The sequence below is a fragment of the Nisaea sediminum genome (genome assembly GCF_014904705.1).
GTDB lineage: Bacteria > Pseudomonadota > Alphaproteobacteria > Thalassobaculales > Thalassobaculaceae > Nisaea > Nisaea sediminum.
Genome location: NZ_JACZCQ010000011.1, coordinates 1 through 22097, shown reverse-complemented (window position 1 = coordinate 22097; position 22097 = coordinate 1). Strand labels below are relative to the sequence as shown.

General features: G+C 64.4%; 21 protein-coding genes and 1 tRNA gene. 19 read left to right on the top strand and 3 right to left on the bottom strand.

What is annotated here, in order from left to right:
* Positions 1–86 precede the first annotated feature (86 nt).
* The 4 genes from IG122_RS20345 to IG122_RS20330 all read left to right on the top strand — a co-directional run bounded on the left by IG122_RS20345 (position 87) and on the right by IG122_RS20330 (position 4969).
* The gene (locus IG122_RS20345; RefSeq protein ID WP_193188067.1) at positions 87–3152 is read left to right on the top strand and encodes a hypothetical protein; all 3066 of its coding nucleotides are present in this window, start codon (positions 87–89) and stop codon (positions 3150–3152) included.
* 11 nt (positions 3153–3163) lie between these two features.
* A complete protein-coding gene (locus tag IG122_RS20340; RefSeq protein WP_193188065.1) occupies positions 3164–4153 on the top strand; it encodes a hypothetical protein in 990 nt (329 codons plus the stop codon).
* Positions 4154–4234: 81 nt separating this feature from the next.
* Positions 4235–4531, top strand: a complete 297-nt coding sequence (locus IG122_RS20335; protein ID WP_193188063.1) for an acylphosphatase — start codon at positions 4235–4237, stop codon at positions 4529–4531.
* Positions 4532–4540: 9 nt separating this feature from the next.
* Entirely contained in the window at positions 4541–4969 is a 429-nt protein-coding gene (locus IG122_RS20330; protein ID WP_193188060.1) for a hypothetical protein, read from the top strand.
* Between the two features lie 5 nt (positions 4970–4974).
* On the opposite strand, the gene IG122_RS20325 is transcribed toward IG122_RS20330, so the two are convergent.
* Together IG122_RS20325 and lipB are read right to left on the bottom strand one after the other, a co-directional pair.
* Positions 4975–5262 carry a hypothetical protein gene (locus IG122_RS20325; RefSeq protein WP_193188057.1) on the bottom strand — a complete coding sequence of 96 codons (288 nt, stop codon included), beginning with the start codon at positions 5260–5262 and terminating at the stop codon, positions 4975–4977.
* 98 nt (positions 5263–5360) lie between these two features.
* A complete protein-coding gene (lipB, locus tag IG122_RS20320; RefSeq protein WP_193188055.1) occupies positions 5361–6050 on the bottom strand; it encodes a lipoyl(octanoyl) transferase LipB in 690 nt (229 codons plus the stop codon).
* 135 nt (positions 6051–6185) lie between these two features.
* On the opposite strand from lipB, the gene IG122_RS20315 reads away from it, so the two are divergent.
* The 15 genes from IG122_RS20315 to IG122_RS20245 all read left to right on the top strand — a co-directional run bounded on the left by IG122_RS20315 (position 6186) and on the right by IG122_RS20245 (position 21111).
* Positions 6186–6272: transfer RNA gene (locus IG122_RS20315), tRNA-Leu, on the top strand.
* Between the two features lie 112 nt (positions 6273–6384).
* Positions 6385–8673: an NADP-dependent malic enzyme gene (locus tag IG122_RS20310; RefSeq protein WP_193188053.1), complete on the top strand. Its 2289-nt coding sequence runs from the start codon at positions 6385–6387 to the stop codon at positions 8671–8673.
* A gap of 4 nt (positions 8674–8677) precedes the next feature.
* On the top strand, positions 8678–10213 hold the full coding sequence (gene mgtE, locus IG122_RS20305; RefSeq protein WP_193188051.1) for a magnesium transporter: 1536 nt from the start codon (positions 8678–8680) through the stop codon (positions 10211–10213).
* A gap of 45 nt (positions 10214–10258) precedes the next feature.
* Positions 10259–10651: a MerR family transcriptional regulator gene (locus tag IG122_RS20300; protein WP_193188049.1), complete on the top strand. Its 393-nt coding sequence runs from the start codon at positions 10259–10261 to the stop codon at positions 10649–10651.
* 22 nt (positions 10652–10673) lie between these two features.
* Positions 10674–11135 (top strand): PaaI family thioesterase, encoded by a 462-nt coding sequence (locus IG122_RS20295; protein WP_193188047.1) that lies wholly within the window; start codon positions 10674–10676, stop codon positions 11133–11135.
* Positions 11136–11168: 33 nt separating this feature from the next.
* Complete coding sequence (locus IG122_RS20290; protein WP_193188045.1) at positions 11169–12341, top strand: isovaleryl-CoA dehydrogenase; 1173 nt, start codon at positions 11169–11171, stop codon at positions 12339–12341.
* 13 nt (positions 12342–12354) lie between these two features.
* On the top strand, positions 12355–12966 hold the full coding sequence (locus IG122_RS20285; RefSeq protein WP_319024946.1) for a DNA-3-methyladenine glycosylase I: 612 nt from the start codon (positions 12355–12357) through the stop codon (positions 12964–12966).
* Positions 12967–12999: 33 nt separating this feature from the next.
* Positions 13000–13404, top strand: a complete 405-nt coding sequence (locus IG122_RS20280) for a RidA family protein (protein WP_193188043.1) — start codon at positions 13000–13002, stop codon at positions 13402–13404.
* Positions 13405–13416: 12 nt separating this feature from the next.
* Positions 13417–14091 (top strand): SDR family oxidoreductase, encoded by a 675-nt coding sequence (locus tag IG122_RS20275; protein ID WP_193188041.1) that lies wholly within the window; start codon positions 13417–13419, stop codon positions 14089–14091.
* Between the two features lie 28 nt (positions 14092–14119).
* A complete protein-coding gene (locus IG122_RS20270; protein ID WP_193188039.1) occupies positions 14120–14740 on the top strand; it encodes a 2-hydroxychromene-2-carboxylate isomerase in 621 nt (206 codons plus the stop codon).
* A gap of 10 nt (positions 14741–14750) precedes the next feature.
* Positions 14751–16358: a carboxyl transferase domain-containing protein gene (locus tag IG122_RS20265; RefSeq protein ID WP_193188036.1), complete on the top strand. Its 1608-nt coding sequence runs from the start codon at positions 14751–14753 to the stop codon at positions 16356–16358.
* A 4-nt stretch (positions 16359–16362) separates the two neighbouring features.
* Positions 16363–17172, top strand: coding sequence for an enoyl-CoA hydratase/isomerase family protein (locus IG122_RS20260; RefSeq protein WP_193188033.1), 810 nt, complete (start codon positions 16363–16365; stop codon positions 17170–17172).
* Positions 17169–19184 (top strand): acetyl/propionyl/methylcrotonyl-CoA carboxylase subunit alpha, encoded by a 2016-nt coding sequence (locus tag IG122_RS20255; protein ID WP_193188031.1) that lies wholly within the window; start codon positions 17169–17171, stop codon positions 19182–19184. Before IG122_RS20260 ends, IG122_RS20255 begins: the two co-directional genes overlap by 4 nt.
* A gap of 72 nt (positions 19185–19256) precedes the next feature.
* A complete protein-coding gene (locus IG122_RS20250) occupies positions 19257–20651 on the top strand; it encodes an SLC13 family permease (protein ID WP_193188029.1) in 1395 nt (464 codons plus the stop codon).
* A gap of 19 nt (positions 20652–20670) precedes the next feature.
* Entirely contained in the window at positions 20671–21111 is a 441-nt protein-coding gene (locus IG122_RS20245; protein ID WP_193188027.1) for a DUF1489 family protein, read from the top strand.
* A 22-nt stretch (positions 21112–21133) separates the two neighbouring features.
* Here IG122_RS20245 and IG122_RS20240 read toward each other — a convergent pair whose 3' ends face one another.
* Positions 21134–21655 (bottom strand): hypothetical protein, encoded by a 522-nt coding sequence (locus IG122_RS20240; protein WP_193188025.1) that lies wholly within the window; start codon positions 21653–21655, stop codon positions 21134–21136.
* Positions 21656–22097 lie beyond the last annotated feature (442 nt).

Below are 22097 nucleotides of genomic sequence, written 5' to 3'. Positions count from 1 at the left end.
ACGGCAGGTGCGTCACGGCTTCCGCCTTCACAGAATCGGACGGCCGGACGTCGAACCGACGAGCCTGTCCGTTGGGGAGTCCGACCATGCCCTTCGTCTATCTGCTTGCCCATGCGCCCGGTGACATCGAGCAGCTCGTCCTGCTTGGCCAGCGGGTGTTCATCCAGACCTGGGCCGGGTCGAAGAAGATCCGCGGGCAGATACCCGACCATGCGGGGCAGTGGGTGCTGCCGGGCGGTGCGCATGGAAAGGACCAGGATCCGGCCAAGGCGCTCCGGGCGATAGTGCTGGCCGAGACAGGGATGCGGCTCGACGATCCGGTTGCGCGGACGAACTACGACATCGGCGAGCCTAAACTGCATCGCCTGGAAGACCGGGACTACAATCCCTTCGCGGTCATCGAATATCCGTTCTCGGCGTCGGGGCTCCGGCGTTTCGCCGATGCCGTCGACGGCAATATCCAGAAGCTGTCCATGCAGGATTGTCTGTTTGCAAAGACCGGCATTCCGCGCCGGACGGAGGCACTGGAGAATCTCGGTCCGGTGCTTCCGCCGCAGAGCGGCTGGCAGGCCTTCATCATCAAGAATTTCTACGGCGGCACGCCGCCGGGCCCGTTCAATACCGAAGTCGACACGCTGACGGGTCAGATCGCGGCCTCGACCAAGCAGAGCGGCGCATGGTTCGAGCAGGCGATCGAGAAGCTTCTGCCGGAAGGGTCGGTCGCGCCGGTGAGCAAATCGAAGCTGGTCGGGCTGCGGGTGGACGGAGCGACCTCCACCGGGGTGGATGCCTACCGGGCGCAATATGGCGGGACGGCGGTCCGGGTGACGGCATTGTTCGATCCGCCGCCGGTCGGCGAGATGCCGGCGGTCACCTGGGCCGGGGCGACGCAATCCGCAGGCGCCGCCGCGGAAGTGGCGCTCGACAGGGTCACGGCAAAGGGGCGGCCCCTGACGGTCAAGGCGGAATCAGACGGCGGCTCCCGTCAGATCGCGCTTACGATCATCCCGGAGCTGGTCGGCTTCGAGGTCGAGAACGCCAAGAAGATCGGCGAGAAGGAGAAGGTTGCGATCTATGCGGCGGCCTATTCCGAAGAGGAATCCGATGTCGTTGTGACCCTGAAACTTCGGCCGAACAGTTCGGAGGCTTTCGACGCGGTGACCTGGGAGGGGGGCAACCCGGTTTCGGGCAATCCGGCCAAACGCACCGTGTCCCGCGGAACGGTGGTGGATCCGAAAGCGCCGGTCCGGGTAAAGGCGTCGGTCAATCCAGAGATCGAGATGGCGGTGATCGTCTATGCACACCTGACCGGGATCGAGATCCGCAACGCGCCCTCCCGTCAGGTCGCGGGAACGAATTACAGTATCGACTATCAGGCGGGCGCACAGGCGACCCTGCGCGGGCTGCTGAACCCGGACCGGCCGCAATCCTACTTCTACCTGAACTGGGACACCGGCGAGCAGCATACCCGGGACATCACGATCAACCGTCATCCGATCAGCGCGCCCGGAGCCTTCACCAACCATACGGTGACGCAGACCATCGGCGACGAGGATGTCGAGAATACGAGCATCGGTGTCGAGATCGTGCCGACCGTCCAGTCGCTCGCCTACGAGAGCTTCGCGTTCCGCGACAACACGAACGCCTGGTACAGCTATGCGATCTCGAACCAGTTCGGGTTGCCGAACCATATACCGGCGCAGGCGATCGCCGTCACCGATCCGGATACGGCGCCGGCCTGGCTGCATCTCGTCTGGGCGAACGACAGTGCCCCAGGCATCGCCGACAACCGCCGTCTGGTCTATCTCGACGGCGCGGCGACCGTGCAGCTTCAGGTGCGCTCCAATTCGGCAAACCCCTTAGCGGCACTTCTAACGATCAAGAATACTCAGCAATGGCCGGTTGGGACACCGCAGATCGATGTCCGCCAGATCACCTTCAGCGGAGGCCGTTCGGTGTTGCGGGAAGACGGCGTCAACTTCGGCAATGCCTATGGTCGCGTCTGGCAGCCGGGACAGACAGTGCCGCAGACCTATACGAGGAATACCAATGTCGGCCTGCAGCCGGTCTTTCGCGTCAATACAGCGGGAACCGGAACTGCGATCGATGTCCGGGCCACCCTGTTCCTGCCGCTGGCCGACGGCTCGTTCCACACCATGATCTGGAGCTGGAACAATATCGCGTCCGCGAACGGGGCGACGGCGGATCTTACCCCCGCCGCGGCGAATGCCAATGTGACCCTGCCGAATCAGGTCGTGCATGGCGACCCGGTCCGCTTGCTGTGGGAGATGCGGGCCACCGGAGGACATGACGGAAACTGGACCCTGTTCGACGTCACCAGCCACCAAGTCTATGTGACCTATGCGGACCCGGTGAATGGCGATCGGCTTCCGGGAGGCGGCGCGAGCAACTATTGGACTGTGCTGAAACTTTCCTGCGCCGCCGCCGACGGCCAGGCCGGGAATGCCGCGCAATTGAAGACCGCCATCTATTCGGCGTTCGCCCAGTTCGGCGGCGGCGAGCTCGATCCCGCCTCCGGCGATAACCCGGGGGCTCTGCGCGCATGGGACAATGCCAGAATGACCTATTGGACCGCCCGTCCTCCGCAGCAGAGATTGAACACGATGCTGTCGACCGCTCCGACCGGCGGGACGATCTCCTGCGCCTGTGGTGCGTGGGCGGAACTGCTGATCGCCATGTTCGCCGCGCATGGCGAGGCGACGCCGCGGAAGGTCTCGGTCGAGCCGAACGCGGCGGTCAGCGGTACGGCAACCGGGTTCATGGTTTCGAACTGGACCTTCCATGCGCCGCCGGCGGCCTCGGCGAATGCCTACACGCATGATCGTGGCGCACCCGGAACGGCCGTGGCAGGGACCGCGACCTGGGGGCCAGGAGTGGTCGCACAGAACAATCAGACGCCGCCGGAGCGGTTCGGCAATCACTACATCGTCTACGACACTGCCGGAGGTCTTGCTTTCTACGATCCATCCTACGGCAGTCCGGTCGTGAACACGGCAGCAGCCTATGTGACCGCGGCCTCGGCCGGGCTGTCCCGTGGCGCGAATCCTCGACTCGGGTTCTCCGTCGCCGCGGGGGCCGCCAACAACATACTCAAACTCCGTAGGCTGACCGTCCTGCATAACCTCAATTAGGGAGTGGGCGTATGCCTGAAGATTCGATCAAATGGGAAACGATCTCCTTCGACGGTTATGCGCCGGCGCGTCTGGCCGGAGCCGGCGGAACCCTCAATCTTTACAAGGGCGTCATATCGGAGACGTCGTCGGACGACGGTGCGGAGGAGGTCGAGGTCACCCTCAAGGCGGTTGCGCCGGGACGGGCGGCATCTGTTATTTCCGAAGCGGATTCGACGCCCGGGGCCGATATCGCGATCGGCTTCGAGCAGATGTTCGTATCCGCTCCCGATTGGGACCTGTCACTGGACGAAAGCGGCAATGGCGCTGCGGTCATGCAGCTGTTCGGGGGCGCCTGGAACGATCTGCTGTACGTGACGACTGCCAAGGGCGTGCCCTCCGATCCGGTTCGCTTCGCCGGGCAGGATTTCTCCGCCCCGAGGCTCTTCCGGCAACTCGACGGCAGTTACCGGATCCTGGCGTGCGGTGATCTCGACGGTCTGGTCTCGATCGACCCTGCCCACCCAACCGCTAAACCGACCTGGATCGGCGCTTGGAGAAGCGCATTGTCGCTGGATATCGGGGGCGGCGAGAGCGCCTGGCTGTTCCAGGAGTTCAGCGATATCGGTCCGCTCTCTCCGGGCGGCATTGGCGCCGCACCAGTCTTGCTCGGTATCGGCCCGACAGGGAAAGTTCCGGTCGCGGGCAACGACATTCTGGGTGGCGCACCGATCTTCGAGTTCGCGGCGGCCTCTTCGCACGAGGGTGTGCTTGTCTTTGCGACCGGGCCCGGCGGCATCCATGCCACGGCGATCGACGTGCACGGAGCCGAGACCGACATCGCGGTCGGGACCTTGGCGGGAATATTGTCCAGCCCGTCGGTCGCGCTCATGCCCGACGGGCTGGGTGGCTTCGACGGCGTGCTCACCGTGTTGCACCTGAAGCAGGATCTGAGCGCAGAAGGGGTTTCCTTTGCGCGTGTACCGTTCGCCGGGTCCGCATCACCCGCGCCCGCAGCGTGAGCCGGTGGACCTGTACAAGCCGGCCGGCAACGGATAACTCTGGTCTCCGGAAGCGAGAGGCAGCGGACGGACGCCAAGCTGATGAGCGAACATGTTCCCAGGGTAACCGTGCGGGTGGTGATCTCCGGTCGGGTTCAGGGCGTGTGGTATCGTGGCTGGACGGTCAAGGAAGCGAGCGAGGCAGGGCTCGACGGCTGGGTCCGCAATCGCAGCGACGGGACGGTGGAGGCGGTATTCTCGGGGCCGTCCGCGCGCGTGGACGCCATGATCGAGGCCTGCCGCAGCGGCCCGCCGGCGGCACGGGTGACCGGGATTGCGTGTTTCGACGACACGGACCCTCCCGCCCAGTCCGGTTTCCAGCAAAGACCGACACTCTAGGGGGGCGGCGTGCAGACCCCGATCCGCGCAATCGCTTCGCAATCCGAGATGCGTCAGCGCCTGTCCTGGGTCGACCGGCTGGTCGATCGGGAGAGTGACGGCGACGGACTGGATCTCGGGCCGCAGGCCGCCGCTTTGTTCGACGAGATGCGTCTGTGCTTCGCGTCCGGTGCCTGGGTGGCTGTTCTGGTCCTGGCCCAGGCGGCGCTGGATGCGGAAATGCAGCAGGACGACCTGAACGGGCTGGTCCAGAACGAAATCCGGTTCGGCGCCGATTATGTCTGGCTGCGAAACCGCCGCAATCACCTGCTGCATGCAGACGATCCTTTGCCCGCCGTCACTCTGGCTGACTTCGGTCCGGGAAATGCTGCGTTGGAGCGCGAGGCGCGCCGGGCCGTCGAGCTGGTCGTCGGAGGCCTCGCCGAACTCGTCCGATAGACGTCTCAGTCGGGTCGCGGCTGACGTTCCTCACGCGGGGCCAGAAACCACGCCGCCGCCGGGTTCACGGAAAGCTGTGTCGCTGCTTTTTTGTTCTCGACACGCTGGATCAGGCCCTTCTCGATCAATTGCAGCAGGATCTGGGACAGCGGTGAACGCACCCGGGAGAGGAAAATCTCAAGATCGCCGCGGTCGGACGGATCGTGACCGAGAAGCAGCAGGTCAAAGACCTCGCATTCCTCCTCCGTCATGTCCTGGACGGTCTGGACGATATCGGGGCGAGGCTGCGTCACGAAAGCACCGGGTGGATGGGGAGAGGGCTGTCGCCACACCGTACGAAAGTTTTCTTCGTTTTTTAAGGAGAAATTCGATGGAATGGCCGAAAAACCCTTCAGGCACCGGCGGCAGACACCGCTGACGGCTGGCGTGCGAACGCGCTCTCAGGCCCGAAAACCCCTTCGAAGGACTCGCGGAGCGCCATGTCGACCTCCGGCATGGAGGCGAGCTGACCGAGGTTGTGCAGACTGGTCACGCCGTGTTCCGAGATGCCGCAGGGAACGATGCCCTCGAAGTGCGAGAGCTCCGGCTCGACATTGATCGAGATCCCGTGAAAGGACACCCAGCGCCGCACGCGGACGCCGATGGCGGCGATCTTGTCCTCCTTCTTCGGCGCGCCGATGTCTCCGCGCGTAACCCAGATGCCGACGCGCCCGTCGCGTCGTTCGCCTTTGACGTTGAAGGCGGCGAGCGTCCGGATCACCCAATCCTCCAGCGCCTGGACGAAGGCGCGGACATCGGGCTTGCGGGCCTTCAGGTCGAGCAGGACATAGGCCACCCGCTGCCCGGGGCCATGATAGGTATACTGGCCTCCGCGCCCGGCCTCATAGACCGGGAAGCGGTCCGGCTGCAGCAGGTCGGCGGCGTTGGCGCTGGTGCCGGCGGTGTAGAGCGGCGGGTGTTCCAGCAGCCAGACAAGCTCCGGCGCACTGCCGTCGCGAATGGCCGCCGCGCGGGCTTCCATTTCGGCCACCGCTTCCGGATAGGCGACCGGCCGGTCAGATACCCGCCATTCAACGTCCATGTTCCTCACTCGTCCTGCAGAAGGTAATTTTTTCGTTCGATCAACTTTTTCAGCATAATGCCACTTGATCAGCTCCGAGGGATTTGCTACTCCCCCGCATCCCGAAGGCGCAAGCCTTCACAAGCCATATATCGTGCGGTCGTGGCGGAATTGGTAGACGCGCAGCGTTGAGGTCGCTGTCCGGTAACACGGGTGGAAGTTCGAGTCTTCTCGACCGCACCATCTCTCTCTGATCATAATGACTTAATCGCCTCCGGGCGCCATTTCTGCTGTGGCGTTCGCGGCCGTTGGCGGCTATCCAATGGCGATGCAGACCTGATCGGGGAGAGCCATTGTGGCTGAAGGACTGAAGGAAGCAGCACTCTATTTCCATAAGTATCCGAGGCCCGGAAAGCTGACGGTCGAAGCGACCAAGCCTCTGGCCACGCAGCGCGACCTGTCGCTCGCCTATTCCCCGGGCGTTGCCTATGCCTGCACCGCGATCGCCGAGGATCCTTCCGAAGTTCGCAACCTCACCGCCCGCGGCAATCTGGTTGCCGTGGTCACCAACGGCACGGCGGTGCTCGGTCTCGGGAATATCGGGCCGCTCGCCTCCAAGCCGGTGATGGAGGGCAAGGCGGTCCTGTTCAAGAAATTCGCCTATATCGATGTGTTCGACCTCGAGGTCGACGCGCTTGAGGTCGACAAGTTCTGCGACGTCGTCGCGGCGCTCGAGCCGACCTTCGGCGGCATCAATCTCGAGGACATCAAGGCGCCGGAATGCTTCGAGATCGAGGAGAAGCTCCGCGCCAGGATGAACATTCCGGTCTTCCATGACGATCAGCACGGCACCGCGATCATCGTCGCGGCGGCGATTCTGAGCGGCCTGCGCTGCGTCGACAAGAAGATGGAGGACATCAAGCTGGTCACCTCCGGCGCCGGCGCGGCCGCGCTGGCCTGCCTGAAGCTGCTGGTGACCATGGGGGTCAAGTACGAGAACATCTTCGTCACCGACATCGACGGCGTGGTCTACAAGGGCCGCTCGGCGATGAACCCGCATCTGGAGCCCTTCGCCCGGGAGACCGAGGCCCGCAAGCTGGGCGAGGTGATCGACGGTGCCGACGTGTTCCTCGGACTGTCGGCGCCGGGGGTCCTGAAGCAGGACATGGTCAAGAAGATGGCGCCGAGGCCGCTGGTCCTCGCGCTCGCCAACCCCGACCCGGAAATCACCCCGGAAGATGTCCGCGATGTGCGTCCCGATGCGGTGATCTGTACCGGGCGCTCGGACTATCCGAATCAGGTGAACAACGTTCTCTGCTTCCCCTACATCTTCCGAGGCGCACTCGATGTCGGCGCGACGACGATCAACGAGGAGATGAAGATCGCCGCGGTCGAGGCGATCGCCGATCTGGCCCAACAGGAAGTCTCGGATGTGGTCGCGAGCGCCTATGGTGGTGAAGCGCCGTCCTTCGGGCCCGAATATTTGATCCCGAAACCGTTCGATCCGCGCCTGATTCTCGAAATCGCGCCCCGCGTCGCGAAGGCGGCGATGGACAGCGGCGTCGCCACCATGCCGCTCGAGGATTTCGGCTGGTACCACGAGAAGCTCAGCCAGTTCGTCTACCGCTCCGGCCAGGTGATGCGGCCGATGGCGCTCGCGGCGAAAAAGGACCCGAAGAGGGTGGCGTTCGCCGAAGGGGAAGAGGACCGTATCCTGCGTGCCGCCCAGACGGTACTCGACGAGGGAATCGCCCGGCCGATTCTCATCGGGCGCGGCGCCGTGATCGCGCAGAAAATCGAGGAACTGCATCTCAGGATGAAGCCTGGCGTCGATATCGAGATCGTCGATATGCAGAATGACGACCGGCTCGACAGCTTCGCCGACACCTATCACGACATGATGGCGCGCCGAGGGGTCTCGCCGGACCGAGCCCGCCAGATCATGCGGAACCGGCCGACGGCAATCTCGTCGGTCATGGTTTGCCGCGGCGAAGCGGATGCCGGTATCTGCGGCGCGATCGGCCGCTGGCGCGACCATCTGCTCGAGGTCATTGACGTGATCGGGCCGCGTCCCGGCGTACACCGGTGCGCGGCGCTGAGTCTCCTGATCATGCCGCAGGGGCCGGTTTTCATCCTCGACACGCACGTCAATCCGAAGCCGTCGGCGTCCGATCTTATCGAGATGGTCGGGCTGGCGGCGACGGAAGTCCGCAGCTTCGGGATCGAGCCGAAGGTGGCCTTGCTGTCCCATTCCAATTTCGGCTCCTCGAACCTGGAATCGGCGGTCCGAATGCGGGAGTCCGTCGCTGGCTTGAAGAAGGCCTACCCGGACATCGAGATCGAGGGCGAAATGCATGCCGACGCCGCGATGTCCGAATCGATCCGCGAGCGCGCCTTCCCGAAAGCGGGTCTGACAGGTGCTGCGAACCTGCTCGTCATGCCGAGCATCGATGCGGCGAACATCTCGTTCAACCTGCTGAAGACGCTCGGACGCGGGCTTTCCGTCGGGCCGATGCTGCTCGGGACCGCCTATCCCATGCATATCCTGACCTCGTCGGTCACGGTGCGCGGGATCGTGAATTTGGCGACCGTCGCGGTCGTCGACGCTCAGGCACATCACAGCGCACGCGCCAGAAAGGGATAGCGCCATGGCGGTCGACAGCCCGAACGGACCGGAGGCGCCGGACGAGCCCGTGGCCGCGACCGAATCGGAAAAGCTGTCCAATGCCGGTCAGAAGGCCGAGAAGGCGCGCCGGGCGAAACGCAAGCAGAAGAAGCTCAAGCGCAAGATCCGCCATCTCGAACAGGAGCTGGCGGTTTATGACAGCGTCGCCGCCTCGAAGCTCTACGGCCTGACGCCGGAGCTTGAGCGCGAGGTCGCACAGGCGCTTTCCGAAGACAATCCGCGTCAGCTCTACCGACTGGTCCGCCCGCTCCACGCTGCCGACCATGCGGACCTGATCGAGCGCTATTCGGGCAAGGCCCGGGAGCGGCTCGTTACGGTCCTGGGGCGCTACTTCGATCCCGAGACCCTGACCTATCTCGACGACCGGGTGCGCGAAGAGGTCATCCCGCTGCTCGACGAGGAAGTCCTTCGCGCCGCCTTCCAGAAACTCGAATCGGACGATGCGGTCGGAATTCTCGGGGAACTGGATGAAGAGGATCAGGCGCGGCTGCTCGATTCTCTGCCGGAGCGCGATCGGGCGATCGTCGAAGAGGGCCTCACATATGAAGAGGAATCCGCTGGGCGTCTGATGCAGCGTGAGCTGGTGACCGTGCCGGAGCACTGGACGGTCGGCCAGACTATCGACTTCCTGCGTACCAATGCGGCGCTGCCGAACTCCTTCTACGACATCTTCGTCATAGATCCGGCCCGCCGCCCGCTCGGCAAGCTGTCGCTGAGCCGGTTGCTCCGGAGCAAACGGCCGGTGCTCGTCGAGGACATCATGCAGACCGACTTCCACCGGGTTCCGGTGGTGATGGACCAGGAAGACGTGGCGCTGCTGTTCCGCCAGTACGGTCTCGTTTCGGCGCCGGTGGTTGACGCGAACGACCGGCTGCTCGGCATGATTACGGTGGATGACGTCGTCGACGTCATGAACGAGGAGGCGGAGGAGGACATTCTGCGCCTCGGCGGTGTCGCGAACGACGACCTGCACGGTAGTCTCTTCAGCACCACGCGCAGCCGGTTTTCCTGGCTGGCAGTGAATCTGGTGACTGCCGTCGTCGCCTCCGGTGTGATCGGCGCCTTCGAGACCACGATCGAGAAGATCGTGGCGCTCGCGGTCCTGATGCCGATCGTCGCCTCGATGGGCGGCAATGCCGGCACCCAGACCCTGACCGTTGCCGTCCGCGCGCTGTCCATGCGCGAGCTGAGCTCGACCAACGCGCTTAAGTTCGTGCTGAAGGAAATGACCGTCGGTTCGCTGAACGGGATCATGTTCGCGCTCATCGCCGCTGCGGTCTGCTGGGCCTGGTTCGGCGACCCCCAGATCGCCGCGGTCCTTGCCTTCGCCATGCTGATCAATCTTTTCGTCGCCGGGCTCTCCGGCACGCTGATTCCGATCACCCTCGAGCGCTTCAAGATCGACCCGGCGGTGGCCTCGACCGTGTTCCTGACCACGGTCACGGACGTGGTCGGGTTTTTCACATTCCTCGGACTCGCTGCCGTCTTCCTTATGTAGCCTTGCCGATTGACGTAAACGTCAATCGGTGATCTGGTTTTCCTCATGCTAAAGGAAATCACCACGGCGGATCTTGCGCGCGAGTTCGACCTGACCACCAGGGCGATCCGCCATTATGAAGCCATTGGCCTGATCGCGCCATCGCGGCGCGGCCGGACTCGGATCTTCAGTCAGCGCGACCGGGTGCGCCTTGGGCTCATCGCACGCGGACGAAGGCTGGGCCTCGCACTCGAGGAAATCCGGGAGATCATCGACCTCTACGATGCGGAACGCGGGGAGGAACGGCAGATCCTGCTGCTCCTCGGCAAGTTGCGCGCGCGGCGCGCGAAGCTGCAGGAGCAGGTGCGGGAGCTGACTGCTATTCTCGAGGAGCTCGATGCCGTCGAGGCGAGTTGCATTCAGACATTGACGGATCTGTCCAAAGACGGAAATGATTGACGTTAACGTCAATGAGAAAATCATGAACGCGCTCCGCACCCCCAACCCCGACTTCGCCGCCCGCGTGCGCGAGAGTTTCGCCCGGCAAGCCTTCATGACGCATATCGGCGCCGAACTTACGGCGGTGGAGGCCGGAAGCTGCGAGATCGTACTGCCGTACCGCGAGGAGCTGACCCAGCAGCACGGCTTCTTCCATGGCGGCGTGATCGGAACGCTGGCGGACAATGTCTGCGGCTATGCCGCCTTTACGCTCGCCCCCGCCGATGCCAGCATCCTCACCGTCGAATACAAGATGAACATCGTTTCGCCCGGCGACGGGGAGCGGCTGGTTGCGCGGGCGAAGGTCGTCCGTCCCGGGCGTTCGCTGGTGGTCTGCCAGGCCGATATTCATGTCGAGAAAGGCGGGGTCGAGAAGCTGGTCGCCACCGCCCTCGGTACCCTGATGCTGATGCATGGCCGCGACGACGGCCCCAATGTCTACTGAGCGGACAAAGATCCGTAGCGGAGGAAACAGAGGATGATCCCGAACGATATTCCGTCCCTGAATTACGATCTGGGCGAGACCGCCGACATGCTGCGCGATGCGGTACGCTCTTTCTCGGCGGACGAAATCGCGCCGCGCGCCGCGGAGATCGATCGGACGAACGAGTTCCCGATGGATCTCTGGCCGAAGCTCGGTGCTCTCGGCGTGCTCGGCGTCACGGTCGACGAGGAATATGGCGGCGCGGGCATGGGCTATCTCGAACATTCCGTCGCTATGGAGGAGATCAGCCGTGCGTCCGCCTCGGTCGGGCTCAGCTACGGCGCCCACTCCAATCTCTGCGTCAACCAGATCCGCCTCAACGGCACGGAGGCGCAGAGGCGGAAGTACCTGCCGAAGCTGATCTCGGGCGAGAATGTTGGCGCGCTGGCGATGAGCGAGCCCGGCGCCGGTTCAGACGTGGTTTCGATGAAATTGCGCGCCGTGAAGAAAGGCGACCGCTACGTCCTCAACGGCAACAAGATGTGGATCACCAACGGTCCCGATGCCGACACGCTGGTGGTCTACGCCAAGACCGATCCGGACGCGCATCAGCACGGGATCACCGCCTTTCTGATCGAGAAGGGCTTCAAGGGGTTCTCTACGGCGCAGAAGCTGGACAAGCTCGGCATGCGCGGCTCGAACACCTGTGAGCTGGTGTTCGAGGATTGCGAGGTGCCGGAGGAGAACGTTCTCGGCAAGCTGAACGGCGGCGTCCGGGTGCTGATGAGCGGTCTCGACTACGAGCGCGCGGTGCTGGCCGCCGGATCGCTCGGCATCATGCAGGCCTGCATGGACATCGTCGTGCCCTACATCCACGAGCGCAAGCAGTTCGGCAAGCCGATCGGCGAGTTCCAGCTCATGCAGGGCAAGATCGCCGACATGTATGTGACGATGAATTCTGCAAAGGCCTATGTCTATGCGGTCGCCAAGGCCTGCGACCGTGGCGAGGTGACCCGCAAGGACGCGGCCGGCGCGATTCTTTACGCGGCGGAAAAGGCGACCTGGATGGCGCTGGAAGCGATCCAGTGCCTCGGCGGTACGGGCTACATCAACGAGACCGCGACGGGCCGCCTGCTGCGCGACGCCAAGCTCTACGAGATCGGCGCGGGAACCAGTGAGATCCGGCGCATGCTGATCGGCCGCGAGCTGTTCAAGGAAACCGCCTGACGGGGAGGGCCGCGTGGCCATCGAACACGAGAACGGCCTGGTCCGGGAAGCGGACGGCAAGCCCCGCTGCTGGTGGTGCGCCGGCGACGATCTTTACCGGCACTATCACGACACGGAATGGGGGCAACGGGTTCGGGACGACCGAACCCTGATCGAGAAGATTTGCCTCGAGGGCTTCCAGTCCGGTCTCTCCTGGCTGACCATCCTGCGCAAGCGGGAGAACTTCCGAGCGGCCTTCGCAAATTTCGAGATCGAGAAGGTGGCCGCGTTCGGGGAGGCCGATATCGAGCGCTGCGTGCAGGATGCCGGCATCATCCGGCACCGTGGCAAGATCGTCTCGACGATCAACAACGCGCGCCGCGCGATCGAGCTGATCGAGAAGGAGGGTTCGCTCTCCGACTACGTCTGGCAGTTTCGGGCGCAGGACCGCGGCCTCCAGCGGCTCGACTATGCCGCACTTCGGCAGATCACGATGTCACCGGAATCGACAGCACTCTCCAAGGACCTGAAGAAACGCGGCTGGAGCTTTGTCGGCCCGACCACCTGTTACGCATTCATGCAGGCCATGGGTATGGTCGATGATCATGTCGAGGGTTGCCACGTCACCGTCGGAGAGAGACGGTAACGGCCGCAGGAGCCGTACCGCGAGGGAGAGCACATGATCGGCAGACGTATTTATTCCGGGTCGCCCTTCGAGGAGATGGCTGGTTACGCCCGCGCCGTCGTCGACGGCAACATGGTCCATGTCTCGGGGACCACGGGCTTCAATCCGGAGACCATGAGTTTCCCGGATAGCGTCGAGGAGCAGGCAGAGCTCTGCTTCCACAACATCCAGCGTGCCCTGGTACAGGCGGACAGCCATCTGGACAACCTGCTGCGGGTCCGGGTCTATGTCGCCAGCCGGGAGGAGTTCGACCGGATCAAACCGATCATCAAGAAATATTGCGACGCCGCTCGGCCGGCGAACACGACGATCATCTGCGATCTGGCCGAAGAACAGATGCGCGTCGAGGTCGAGGTGACGGCAAAGACCGTCTATCGGCCGCAGGGCAACGAACGCTGAGGGAGATGCGAAATGCCGACAGTTCTGATCACGGGTGCCAACCGGGGTATCGGCCTCGAGCTTGCCCGGGCTTATGCGGCGGATGGCTGGGACGTCATCGGCACCTGCCGCCAACCTGACGCGGCCTCCGAGCTGAAAGCCGTCGGCGGGGTCGAGATCCATGCGCTCGACGTGACTGACGCCGCGAGCGTCGCGGCGCTGGGGAAGACGCTTCAGGGCCGCAAGATCGACCTTCTGCTGAACAATGCCGGCGTCAACTACCGGGGCGGAACCCTGGCGGAGATCGATTACGACAATTGGGCGAAGACGATGGACGCGAATGTCTTCGGCCCGATGCGGGTATGTGACGTCCTGATGGAAAACGTGCTGGCGAGCGAGCGCAAGCAGATGGGTTTCATCAGCTCGAAAATGGGCTCCATCGCCGAATGCAAGGGCGGCTCGTACATGTACCGCTCCTCCAAGACGGCGCTGAACATGGCCGTCAAATGCCTCTCGATGGAATTCGGCGCGAAGGGCCTGGTCGCCGTGATGTTCCATCCGGGCCATGTCCGCACCGACATGGGCGGTCCGTCGGCGCCGGTTCTTCCGACCGAGAGCGCGGCCGGAATCAAATCCGTACTCGACGGAGCGACGGCCTCGGATAACGGGTGTTTCTACAATTACGACGGGACCGCGCTGCTGTGGTGAGCGGGGCCGGAGACAAGGGAGCGAAACAATGACCGACAGCGAAACGGGCGGAGACCCTATCCTCTTCTATTTCGATTTCTCCTCGCCCTTCGCCTATCTGGCGGCGAACAAGATCAACGACGTCGCCAAGCTCTACAACCGCGAGGTCGACTGGCGGCCGACGCTGCTCGGCGCGGTCTTCAAACTGAACGGCAACAAGCCGCTGATGGACCAGCCGCTGAAGGGCGAATATGCCCGCCGGGACCTCGCCCGCTGCGCCCGCCTGATGGGCCTGCCGATGGAAATGCCGGAAAGCTTCCCGTTCCTCTCCGTCGCCGCGGCGCGCGCCGTTTGGTGGCTGAAAGGCAAGGACGAAGCACTGGCGCAGAAGGTTGCGCTCGCCTTGTTCAACGCAGCGTTCCAGGAAGCGAAGGCGATCAACAGCGCCGAAGCCGTGCTCGAAATCGCAGCGGATTGCGGCGTCGATGCCGACGAGCTGAAGGCGGCTCTGAACGATCCGGAGGTGAAGGAAAAGCTGAAGATGGAAGTCGACGCCTCGATCGCCGCCGGCGTCTGCGGCGCGCCGTTCTTCATCGTCGACGGCGAACCCTTCTGGGGCGCGGACCGGATCGACCATATCGAACACTGGCTCAGCACCGGCGGCTGGTAGGATCTTTCAGATGACCGTTCTCACTTCGGCGCTCAGCAGCCGTGACGAAACTTTCCGTCGCAACGCGGACCACATGCGCGCGCTGGTCGCCGACCTGCAGGCGCAGATCGCGGTCGCCAAGGAAGGCGGCGGCGCGTCCAGCCGTGAGCGTCACGTCGCGCGCGGCAAGCTGTTGCCACGCGAACGGATCCGCACGCTGCTCGATCCGGGCGCACCCTGGCTCGAGCTTTCCCAACTCGCGGCGCACGGCATGTATTCCGGAGACATCGCGTCGGCGGGGATCCTGACCGGTATCGGCCGGGTCATGGGGCAGGAGGTGATGATCATCGCCAACGATGCGACGGTGAAGGGCGGCACCTATTTCCCGATGACGGTGAAGAAGCATCTCCGCGCCCAGGAAATCGCCTGGCAGAACCGTCTGCCCTGCATCTATCTGGTCGATTCCGGCGGCGCCTTCCTGCCGGCCCAGGACGAGGTCTTCCCGGACCGGGACCATTTTGGCCGGATCTTCTACAACCAGGCCAACATGTCGGCCGACGGCATCCCGCAGATCGCGGTGGTGATGGGGTCCTGTACGGCTGGCGGCGCCTATGTCCCGGCGATGTCCGACGAAAGCATCATCGTGAAGGAGCAGGGCACCATCTTTCTCGGCGGACCGCCGCTGGTGAAGGCCGCGACCGGCGAGGTGGTGAGCGCGGAGGATCTCGGCGGCGCCGACGTGCATTCCCGCATCTCCGGCGTCACCGACCATATCGCCAATGACGACACCCACGCGCTCGGCATCGCCCGGCGGATCGTCGGCAACCTGAACCGGGTGAAAAACCCCAACATCGCTGTCCGCGAGCCGGTCGAGCCACTCTATGACGCGGAAGAGATCTACGGTGTCGTTTCCGAGGACAGCCGCAAGCCCTTCGACGTGCGCGAAATCATCGCCCGCATCGTCGACGGCTCGGAGTTCGACGAGTTCAAGCCGCTCTACGGCACCACGCTGGTCACCGGCTTCGCCCATCTCTGGGGCTATCCGGTCGGCATCGTCGCCAACAACGGCATCCTCTTCTCAGAATCATCCCTTAAAGGCGCGCATTTCGTCGAGCTCTGCTGCCAGCGCGGCATCCCGCTCGTCTTCCTGCAGAACATCACCGGCTTCATGGTCGGGCGGAAATACGAGTCCGGCGGGATCGCCAAGGACGGCGCCAAGCTGGTGACGGCCGTCGCTTCCGCCAGGGTGCCGAAATTCACCGTGATCATCGGCGGCTCCTTCGGGGCGGGCAATTACGGCATGTGCGGGCGAGCCTATTCGCCGCGCATGCTCTATATGTGGCCGAACGCCCGGATCTCGGTCATGGGCGGCGAGCAGGCGGCGAACGTATTGGCCCAGGTGCGCCGCGACGGGCTCGAGGCCAAGGGCGAGAGCTGGCCGGAAGCCGAGGAAGAGGCTTTCAAGGCGCCGATCCGCGAGCAGTACGAGACCCAGGGCCATCCCTATTACGCGAGCGCCCGGCTCTGGGACGACGGCATCATCGATCCAGCCGACACCCGCACCGTGCTCGGGCTATCCATTTCCGCCTCGCTGAACCGCGAGATCGAGCCGACGAAATTCGGCATTTTCAGAATGTAGGCTCATGCAGACCGAATACAGATTGCAGAGGCCGGAAAGCCTCTTCGTCGAGGACGATGCAGGCGTGGTGACCGTCACGCTCAACCGGCCCGAAATCCATAACGCCTTTGACGAGGTTCTCATCAAGGACCTGCACGCGCTGTTCCGTGCCATGGCCGGGCGCGGCGACGTCCGCGTGCTGGTTCTGACCGGCGCCGGAACCAGCTTCTCGGCGGGCGGCGACCTCAACTGGATGAAGCGCGCGGCGGAGCATACGGAGCACGACAATTTCGAGGACGCGATGCGTTTCTCGAACATGATGGACGCGCTCTACAGCCTGCCCATGACGACTATTGCCAAGGTGAACGGAGCGGCGATGGGCGGCGGTTTCGGACTTTGCACCTGCTGCGACGTCGCCGTTGCTTCGGAAAATGCGAGCTTCGCCCTTTCCGAGGTGCGGCTCGGGATCATTCCGGGCGTGATCAGCCCTTACGTGATCCAGGCCATCGGCGTGAGGGAAGCGCATCGCTGGTTTCAGACCGGCGAGCGGATCGGGGCGGCGGAGGCGCAGCGTATCGGCATCGTCCATGAGGTCTGCCCGCAGGATGAACTTGATGCCGCAGTCGACAACATGGTCGGCGAGATCCTGAAATCCGGTCCGGACGCGGTGCGTGCCTCGAAGGCGCTGCTCCGCGAGATCGCCGGGCGCGAACTGGACGACACCACGCGCCGGGAAACCGCGCAGCGGATCGCTCAACAGCGCGCCTCCAGCGAGGGACGGGAAGGGCTCTCGGCCTTTCTCGAGAAACGCAAACCGAACTGGATCTCCAGATGAGCGGCGTCCGGACCATCCGCACCCTGCTGATCGCCAACCGGGGCGAGATCGCCTGCCGTATCGCGAGGACCGCGAAGGGCCTCGGAATCCGCACTGTCGCCGTCTATTCGGAGGCGGATGCGGACGCGCTTCACGTAAAGACGGCGGACACCGCTTATCCGATCGGTCCGGCGGAGGCGGCGAAGTCCTATCTCGACATCCCGCGCCTGATCGAGACCGCGAAGCGCGCCGGCGCGGAGGCGATCCATCCCGGTTACGGGTTTCTCTCCGAGAATGCGGCTTTCGCGAAGGCCTGCGCCGAGGCCGGGATCATCTTTGTCGGCCCGGACGTCCCGGCGATCGAGGCGATGGGCTCGAAGGCGGCCGCCAAGGAAATCATGTCGAAGGCCGGCGTGCCGCTGGTGCCTGGCTATCATGGCGAGGATCAGGACCTCGCGGTGCTGAAGAAGGCTGCCGAGGAGATCGGCTTTCCCGTTCTGCTGAAGGCGAGCGCCGGCGGTGGCGGCAAGGGCATGCGTGTGGTCGAGGCGGAGAAGGATCTCGAATCGGCGATCGCCGCAGCGAAGCGCGAAGCGGCGGCGGCATTCGGCGACGACCGGCTGCTGATCGAGAAATACCTGACCCGCCCGCGCCATGTCGAAATGCAGGTCTTCGCCGACCGGCTTGGCAATGTGGTTCATCTCTTCGAGCGCGACTGCTCGGTGCAGCGCCGTCATCAGAAGGTGGTGGAGGAGGCGCCTGCGCCGGGCCTTGCCGAAGAGGTCCGCGCCGCGATGGCGGAGGCCGCGGTGAATGCGGCGAAGGCGATCGACTATGTCGGCGCCGGCACCGTCGAGTTCATCATGGACGAGGGCGGCGGCTTCTATTTCATGGAGATGAACACCCGCCTGCAGGTCGAGCACCCGGTAACGGAGATGATCACCGGGCAGGACCTTGTGGCTTGGCAGCTTCGCGTGGCCGAGGGACATCCCCTGCCGCTCTCCCAGGAGGAGATCCGGCGCGAGGGCCATGCGGTCGAGGTCCGGCTCTATGCCGAGGACCCGGCGCGCGATTTCCTGCCGCAGACCGGGACCCTGAGCAGGCTCGGCTTTCCCGGGGCGGGAACCGGGATTCGCATTGATAGCGGTGTCGTCGAGGGCGACTCGGTCTCGGTGCATTACGATCCGATGATCGCCAAGCTGATTGCCTATGGCGCGGACCGGACGGAGGCGCTGCGCCTGCTGGCCCGCGCGCTCGGCACGACCCGGATCGGCGGTCTCGCGAACAATGCCGGCTATCTGAAGCGGATCGTCGAGCACCCGGCCTTCCTCGCAGGCGAGGTGGATACACGTTTCATCGAACGCTACGGGGAAGATCTGCGGGCGGAGGCGGGTGACCCGTCGATGCTGCATCGGATCGCCGCCGCCGCTCTGCTCGAGTCGCAGCGGCTCAGGGCGCTCGAGGCCGCGCGCCGGAGCCGGGATCCGTTCTCGCCTTGGGCGCTGGCCCATGGCTGGCGTCTGAACGACTCGCCGTTGCATCGGATGACGCTTCTCTCCGGGGGCGCGGAAATCCTGCTGGAATACCGCCTCGATGCCGCTGGCTGCCGCTTTGAGGGAGACAGCGATCCCGTTCTCGTTCGTGTCGAAAGCGATCGGGACGACCTGCGGGTTCGGGTCGACGGCGTGCCGTTCGACGGCGAGGTGCGGGCGGACGGCGACAGCGTGACACTCTTTTCGAACGGCGCGGCGCACCGCTATCTTTTGAAATCCGCACTGGCCTCCGGCGCCGATGCGGGTGAGGATTCGGGCCATGTCTCAGCGCCGATGCCCGGCAAGCTGATCGCGGTACAGGTCACCGCGGGCGCGCAGGTCGCCAAGGGCGATCCGCTGATGGTGCTCGAGGCGATGAAGATGGAGCATGTGATCAGGGCGCCGGATGATGGCGTGGTCGCGGCGCTTCATTTCGCGGCCGGCGATCAGGTCGAGGAGGGCGCGGATCTGCTGCTCTTCGAGAAGGCCGCAGAGGGCTGAGCCACCGGCGCGGGACCGGCGGCAGAGCCGGTTCCCAGACATCCCGTGACACGAGTTGGATAGTTTCCGCTGATGCCGAGTTTCCAGCCCCGCCACCTGATCCTGTTGCCGGTCCTGGCGCTCAGCGCCTGGCTTGCCTTCCTCCCGCCGGCGGGCATGCCTCCGGGCGCGGCTCCGTCCGGCGCCCTTGTGGTGCTCTGCATCGGCCTCTGGGCGACGGGCGCGATCGCCGAGCACCTGGTGGCGATGCTGCTCTTCTTCCTCGCCATGGTCTTCTCCATCGCACCGGCGCCGACGGTGTTTTCCGGCTTCGCCTCCGGCGCCTTCTGGCTCGTCTTCGGCGGCCTGATCATCGGCGCCGCGGTCGACGTCACCGGGCTCGGCAAGCGATTGGCGCGGGCGATCACGGCACGGATCTCCGGCGGCTACGGCGCGGTGATCGCGGGCATCGTCACGGTCTCGGTGGTGCTGATCTTCCTGATGCCGTCGACGCTGTCGCGCATCGTGCTGCTGATGCCGATCGTCCTCGCGCTCGCCGAGCGGCTCGGATATGCGGATGGCACGAAAGGTCGGCACGGTATGGTGCTGGCGATGATTCTCACCTCCTATCTCTGCTCCGTCGGCGTGCTACCGGCGAACGTTCCGAACAACGTGCTGGTCGGCGCCGCCGAGACCTCCCACGGCGTGGTGATCCGCTATTTCGACTATCTGCTGCTGCACTTCCCGGTGCTGGGCGGGGTGAAGGCGGTGATCATCGCCTTCTTCCTCACCTGGATGTTCGGCGAGGAGGCGAAACCGAAGGCCGAGGAGACAAGCGAGACGGGACCTACCTGGGCTGGCATGAGCCTGCCCGAGAAGAAGATGGCGCTTTACCTCGCCGTCGCGCTGGTGCTCTGGGCGACGGATGCGGTACACGGCATTTCGCCGGCCTGGATCTCCCTCGGTGCCGGACTGCTCTGCCTTCTGCCGGTGACGGGATTGGTCTCGGCGGATGTCTACCGGCAGAAGATCTCGCTCAATCCGCTGATCTATATCGCCGGCATTCTTGCCGTCGGGGCGCTGGTCGCGCAGTCCGGTCTCGGAACCTGGGTCGGCGCGCAGCTGATCGCGGCCGAAGGGCTGCAACCGGGCAATCCGGCCGAAGCCTTCGCGGTAATCGCCGGGCTTGGCACATTTCTCGGCATGATCTCGACCATGCCGGCGGTGCCGGCCGTTCTGGCCCCGCTGGCAGGCGACCTTTCCGAGGCGAGCGGCTTTCCGCTCTTCCATGTGATGAATCTGATCGTGGTCGGCTTCTCGACCGTGATCATGCCCTATCAGGTCCCGCCTTTCGTGATCGGCATGCAGCTCGGCAACGTTCCGCTGGCGGCGGGCGCGCGGTCCTGCCTCGCGCTGGCGCTGCTGTCCGTGCTCGTCATCCTGCCGCTGGATTTCGCCTGGTGGTGGCTGCTCGGCATGTTCGACTAGGCCGGGCGGGGAACCAGCCATGCCGCTCAACCTGATCAAGCTCTGCGTCGGGATCGAAACCGTGGAAGAACTCGAGCAGTACCGCGCCGAACAGCGCGCCCGGGCCGAGTCGACGGGAACGGAGCCCTGCAGCACGCACCGCACGCGGTCCTTTCCGCGCCGGGCGGACGAGATTCTCGAAGGCGGGTCGCTTTACTGGGTGATCAAGGGGCAGGTGCGGGCACGTCAGCGAATCCTCCGGCTGGAGGAAATCGAGAGCGAGGACGGACGGCCGCGCTGCGGCATCGTAATGGATCTGGATGTCGTCCGCGTCGTCCCCCGCCGGCACCGCGCCTTCCAGGGCTGGCGCTACCTCGACGAGGCGGACGCGCCGCAGGATCTTTACGATTCGGGTGGCGGCGTCGACGGCGACATGCCGTCCGAGATGCAGGAGGAACTGCGCCGCCTCGGAATTCTCTGACTCTGCCGGTTCGGAGCTGCGCTCAGGTCTTTTCCGCCAGCGGGTTGGCCGGGGCGACGGTGAAGTCGATCGCCGTGCCGCCGACGGTCCGGCTCGAGAGCGTGACCGTCGCGATCCGGTCGCCGCGGCTATATGTCATGGTGCTGATCGCGGAGCGGACGCTGGTGATCTTGCGCCAGCCGAATCGCGGCATCTCGCGCTCGTAGAAGGCATACATGTCCGGCATCTTGTGGCCGACGGTCAGCGCGAGCCGGCCGATCCAGCCGTCCTCGGCGCCGAGCACAAGCAGATTGTCGAAATCGATATCGGCATTGACGGGGATGGGAACATCCCGGAACTCCGCGAATTTCGGTCCCTCGTCCCGGTTCTGCTGCGAGCTCGACCCGAGCCCGTCCTTCTTCGCCTGCCCGTCAGAGCTGCCGGCCTGACCGAAAGAGGGAAGAGTGACGCCGTTGCAGGCACCGAGCGCGACCGTCAGGGCGGCGGCAAGGAGCAGCTTCGGAACGGAACCGAATCTTGCCAATGGAGGGTGCCCGTCGCGCATGTGCTTTCGTCCTTTGCCTGATTTCCGTAAGGAAAGTTCGGGACGCCCGAGCAAACCCCACAGAATGTTTTTATAGACCGTAATTATGCTATATATTGTGCCATCGATCAGATGACCTGTCAGGCTTTTTCGCTGTTGACAGGGTTCTGCGGGAGGTTCTATACACCGGCCCACTTCGCGGCGCCGACGCGAACGCGTGTCTCTTCTTCAGGGGCTTGCATTCACCGACGGCCTCGCCTATATTCGGGTTTCGCAAGGCGTTCGTCGCCGCAGCGGTTTCCATAGACGCGGATCTTCCAGTGCCGCCCTTCGGCGGAACAGGGTTTCGTTGTCTCTCCTCTCCGGAGGAGTGCTCTTTGACATTGTGGATATAGGAAAGGGATGCGCAGGCGGCGGCCTTGAGTGGTTTGCCGGTTTTCGATCAAATGATCGACCTGAGCAT

Excerpts from the sequence above, each read along its gene's own strand:
- IG122_RS20345 (WP_193188067.1), top strand. The coding sequence starts at position 87 with ATGCCCTTCGTCTATCTGCTTGCCCATGCGCCCGGTGACATCGAGCAG.
- IG122_RS20340 (WP_193188065.1), top strand. The coding sequence starts at position 3,164 with ATGCCTGAAGATTCGATCAAATGGGAAACGATCTCCTTCGACGGTTAT.
- IG122_RS20335 (WP_193188063.1), top strand. The coding sequence starts at position 4,235 with ATGAGCGAACATGTTCCCAGGGTAACCGTGCGGGTGGTGATCTCCGGT.
- lipB (WP_193188055.1), bottom strand. The coding sequence starts at position 6,050 with ATGGACGTTGAATGGCGGGTATCTGACCGGCCGGTCGCCTATCCGGAA.
- mgtE (WP_193188051.1), top strand. The coding sequence starts at position 8,678 with ATGGCGGTCGACAGCCCGAACGGACCGGAGGCGCCGGACGAGCCCGTG.
- IG122_RS20300 (WP_193188049.1), top strand. The coding sequence starts at position 10,259 with ATGCTAAAGGAAATCACCACGGCGGATCTTGCGCGCGAGTTCGACCTG.
- IG122_RS20295 (WP_193188047.1), top strand. The coding sequence starts at position 10,674 with ATGAACGCGCTCCGCACCCCCAACCCCGACTTCGCCGCCCGCGTGCGC.
- IG122_RS20290 (WP_193188045.1), top strand. The coding sequence starts at position 11,169 with ATGATCCCGAACGATATTCCGTCCCTGAATTACGATCTGGGCGAGACC.
- IG122_RS20280 (WP_193188043.1), top strand. The coding sequence starts at position 13,000 with ATGATCGGCAGACGTATTTATTCCGGGTCGCCCTTCGAGGAGATGGCT.
- IG122_RS20275 (WP_193188041.1), top strand. The coding sequence starts at position 13,417 with ATGCCGACAGTTCTGATCACGGGTGCCAACCGGGGTATCGGCCTCGAG.
- IG122_RS20270 (WP_193188039.1), top strand. The coding sequence starts at position 14,120 with ATGACCGACAGCGAAACGGGCGGAGACCCTATCCTCTTCTATTTCGAT.
- IG122_RS20265 (WP_193188036.1), top strand. The coding sequence starts at position 14,751 with ATGACCGTTCTCACTTCGGCGCTCAGCAGCCGTGACGAAACTTTCCGT.
- IG122_RS20260 (WP_193188033.1), top strand. The coding sequence starts at position 16,363 with ATGCAGACCGAATACAGATTGCAGAGGCCGGAAAGCCTCTTCGTCGAG.
- IG122_RS20255 (WP_193188031.1), top strand. The coding sequence starts at position 17,169 with ATGAGCGGCGTCCGGACCATCCGCACCCTGCTGATCGCCAACCGGGGC.
- IG122_RS20250 (WP_193188029.1), top strand. The coding sequence starts at position 19,257 with ATGCCGAGTTTCCAGCCCCGCCACCTGATCCTGTTGCCGGTCCTGGCG.
- IG122_RS20245 (WP_193188027.1), top strand. The coding sequence starts at position 20,671 with ATGCCGCTCAACCTGATCAAGCTCTGCGTCGGGATCGAAACCGTGGAA.
- IG122_RS20240 (WP_193188025.1), bottom strand. The coding sequence starts at position 21,655 with ATGCGCGACGGGCACCCTCCATTGGCAAGATTCGGTTCCGTTCCGAAG.